This window comes from Campylobacter sp. RM16189, from assembly GCF_012978815.1.
GTDB lineage: Bacteria > Campylobacterota > Campylobacteria > Campylobacterales > Campylobacteraceae > Campylobacter_A.
Genome location: NZ_LIWR01000020.1, coordinates 1 through 3,189, shown reverse-complemented (window position 1 = coordinate 3,189; position 3,189 = coordinate 1). Strand labels below are relative to the sequence as shown.

Genomic DNA, 3,189 nt, shown 5'->3' with positions numbered 1-3,189 from the left:
GAATATATTTTAAAAAATAACAACATATTTTAAGGAGAATAAAATGGGAAGCAATTTTAAGAAACTAAAAGAATACTCTGCTTTATCGTGGATTAGTTATGATGATGTAGGTCATTTGAAAAACAAAATACTTAATGGCTACACCGAAAAAGATAAATCGAACGAACCATTTAAAAAAAATTATACAAGCAGTGGCTTTCAAGCTACCGCATTTGAAAAAGAAAATGAAATAGTTATCGCTATTCGTGGTACTGAAGCATTAAATGAATTTTGGGATGATTTACTTATTGCTGATGGTAGCTTAGCTTTAAATTATATGCCTAATTCTCAAGCAGGTAGCATGATCGATTATATAAATGGTATAGCAGACATATTAAAAACTTATAAGCAAACAGGCAAAAACATCACAATAGTTGGACACTCTCTTGGCGGAACACTAGCTCAAATAGCATCTAAGATGTATCCTTCTTTGTTTGATAATTGCTATACCTTTAACTCTCCTAGCGGAAATAACTTAAATTATCATAAAATTTATAAGGATAGTGACGGTAAGTATTATTGGCTAGGAAACGAACAGGTAAATTTTAAACATTATATTGAAGATAAGATAGGCGAAGCCTTCCATCACTATCAAAACACCTCAATGACTACTTCAGTAACAGACGCAAGAGCTAAAGACGCATTCAGCCTTATAGTAAATTTATGGCGGAAGGAAAGATTCGCAGAGAGAATAGAAGTCTCCAGAACAAATTCGAACTATGGCATATGGAAAGCAGCATAAAATGCTAGCTTTTATCTTAATCCTTATAATCTCTTTTGCTTGGGCTGTAGTGATAAATCAGATTTATCTATCAAATTTAAATAAAATACTAAAATTTGTACTGATGCTATCGTGTCTAGCCATATCAGGCATTTCGACTTTATTTTCCATATTTTTAACGCCGTTTTTTCTAGGCATTTTTCAAAAAAAACAAATAAAATTCGACAAAAAAGTTACTTTTGTACTGGCGGTATTACTTTCTGCCGTCAGCTTTATCGATGTTAAAAACCGCATCGTTTATGAATACAAATGCAATATAGAAAAAGATTATGAAATAATCATAATAGACAATAACTTTACTTTAGACGATTTAGACAATATGTATGTAAGTTTTTCAAACATGCGAGATAGTTCTAAATTTACTCAAAAACTAAACAATATAAATATTTACAGTGATACGAACAAAACCAAGACAGTGGCTAAAATTTACAATATTTATTGCCCAAATTCATTTATTTTATCAGGCATCCAAAAAGAAATATCAGGCACGGAGGGCGGGTTATTTTGTGGATATACTAAAACCGGATTACTGGAATATAATTATGAGTTAAAACAGATACTGAAAAATAAATTTATCGAAAAAGGATAACAAATGAACAACGATTTTAGTGGTTATAAGATTTATGCGCAGTTGGCTTGCACATCTTACAATAATAATAAAACGAGTGATATGATCTTACCTAAAGAATATGCTGAAGCGGATCAATATTTTATTGCTGGCTTCAAAGCTATTCTGTATAAAAATAGCCTGACTAGCAAAAAGGTTTTGGCAATACGAGGAACTGATGTGGAAGCAAGCTTAAATTCTATTGATGATCTATACAACGACTTCCAATTAGCCCTTGCAGGTGTAAATTTACAAGAACTTGATTTAGAGAAATATTACAACAAGCTAATATCTCAAGGCATTATATCTCCCAATGAAAAGATAACCGTAGTCGGACATTCATTAGGAGGATATTTGGCTCAAATTTTAACTATAAAACATCCGGAAGTAGTCGATCATACTTATACATTCAATGCACCCGGAATTGGTGGGCTACCGGGTACATTATTAAATGCTTTGGGTATAGAAAATATCTATAATCCCAAGATAACAGACGTGGTAGCCAAAGACGGTCTTAGCTTAATAGCCGGAACCGGTCTTAATGCCGGACAAGAGGTTGAAGTTTCTGGCGAAAGCCACTCCATAGCAGCTCTCACTAAAATCCTCTACTTCTACGACGAAATGATAAAAAACGGAGCTAGCGAAGAAATGGTAACAAACTATCTAAGCGGACTACATAAATCCTCTAGCACCCTATTCAAAGGCGGAGTTGCGGACATAGCCGAACAAACTATGCAAAAGATAGATAAGATAATAAATAAAGCAATTAATAAAACAGATATAATAGATATTTGTCAAGAATATGAAAAAAGTTCTAATAATATAAACTTTAATATCCAACTAATTAATCCTGATTCAACCATACCAAATTCTAATAGTTCTATTGAAAATTTATACGCCCTAATAAACCTAAATCCTTTCATAGTATCGGGCGTATCTTCTAAAGCTTACACCGAACTTGAAAAACATAAAGACGAATACTCTGATAGCTATATAACAAATAAAACAAAGATGCTTAAACTAGCTCTTGATAATAAAGAGCCTATAAACGGAATATATTTTAAAGACTATGAAACAAATACGGATATAGATACTACCGATGACTTTAATGGTATATATGATGAATATCATTTCGGAACAAATTCAAACGATACTATTAATCCTATCGGAACAAAGATTAGTTTAGACAAAAACTATATCTACACCCTAGCGGGTAACGATAACATAATAGCTCCTAAAGGAGATAACTACATCGAAGCGGGATCTGGTTCAGACACCATTGATCTTAGAAACTCAAAGGGCAATAATATAATATATGCAGATAGTAAAAACTCTAGTGACGGTAAAGATGATGGAGATGATACTATCTATGGAGGAGAGGGAGTAGATACTATCTACGGCGGTAAAGGCAACGACACCTACTACGTAGGAGACAAAGACATAATCTTTGATAGTGACGCAAAAGGAAGCGTAATATTTGAAGGAGTTACTTTAAAAGGCGGAGTCTATGATAAAGATCAGGGTGTATATATAGATGATACGGATAATTCTATAACATATAGACTAAATGGAGACGATAAGGCTACCTTGATAGTTCAAAAAGAGGGTAAAAGTTTAACGATAAATAACTATACAAAAAGCAGTAAGGATTTGGGAATTGATCTTGTAAGCAGTGCAGTATCGGTCCTTGTTTCAGACTCATCGGCCGTAGAGGCTAATCAAAAAATGAACTTTAATATATCTTTAGACAGAAAGCTTGAAG

3 protein-coding genes are annotated in these 3,189 nt (G+C 33.0%); all 3 read left to right on the top strand.

The features are described from left to right. The first annotated feature begins 43 nt into the window (after positions 1 to 43). A complete protein-coding gene (locus CDOM16189_RS07910) occupies positions 44 to 781 on the top strand; it encodes a Tle-like phospholipase domain-containing protein (RefSeq protein ID WP_170000949.1) in 738 nt (245 codons plus the stop codon). Between the two features lies 1 nt (position 782). Then, the gene (locus CDOM16189_RS07905; protein WP_170000948.1) at positions 783 to 1,409 is read left to right on the top strand and encodes a hypothetical protein; all 627 of its coding nucleotides are present in this window, start codon (positions 783 to 785) and stop codon (positions 1,407 to 1,409) included. 3 nt (positions 1,410 to 1,412) lie between these two features. After that, positions 1,413 to 3,189: alpha/beta hydrolase family protein (locus CDOM16189_RS07900; protein ID WP_170000947.1), on the top strand; the 1,777-nt coding region annotated here is incomplete at its 3' end.

Bases quoted from the DNA above. Each gene is read 5' to 3' on its own strand.
- CDOM16189_RS07910 (WP_170000949.1), top strand. From the start codon at position 44: ATGGGAAGCAATTTTAAGAAACTAAAAGAATACTCTGCTTTATCGTGG.
- CDOM16189_RS07905 (WP_170000948.1), top strand. From the start codon at position 783: ATGCTAGCTTTTATCTTAATCCTTATAATCTCTTTTGCTTGGGCTGTA.